Consider the following 569-nt stretch of genomic DNA (forward strand, 5'->3'; position numbering starts at 1 on the left):
GCGCTGACCGAGGGCATGATCGACCTCGTCACCCAGCGCGGCGTGGACATCGTCAACATGTCGATCGGCGGCCTGCCGCCGCTGAACGACGGCAACAACGCGCGCTCGGAGCTGTACACCCGGCTCATCGACACCTACGGCGTGCAGCTCGTCATCTCCGCGGGCAACAGCGGCCCCGGCGCCAACACCATCGGCGACCCGTCGCTGGCCAACAAGGTGATCAGCGTGGGCGCCGGCGTCTCGAAGGAGACCTGGGCCGCCAACTACGGCTCGCAGGTCAAGCGGAAGTACAACCTCTTCCCCTTCTCCTCGCGCGGCCCGCGTGAGGACGGCGGCTTCACGCCGACCCTGGTCGCCCCGGGCGCGTCGATCAACACCACGCAGACCTGGATACCCGGCTCGCCGGTCAAGGAGGCCGGCTACGAACTGCCGGTCGGCTACAGCATGCTGCAGGGCACCTCGATGGCCTCTCCGCAGGCGGCCGGCGCGTCCGCGCTGCTGCTCTCGGCGGCCAAGCAGCGGGGCATCGAGCTGACCCCGGCCACCCTGCGCACCGCGCTGACCAGCAC

Annotated in this window: 1 protein-coding gene; it reads left to right on the forward strand. The window is 70.3% G+C overall.

Going from position 1 to position 569, the window contains the following annotated elements; all coding sequences use genetic code 11:
• Window positions 1-569: S8 family serine peptidase (locus tag KUM32_RS36225; protein WP_217146146.1), on the forward strand; the 569-nt coding region annotated here is incomplete at both ends.

The organism is Streptomyces sp. AC627_RSS907 (assembly GCF_019049165.1).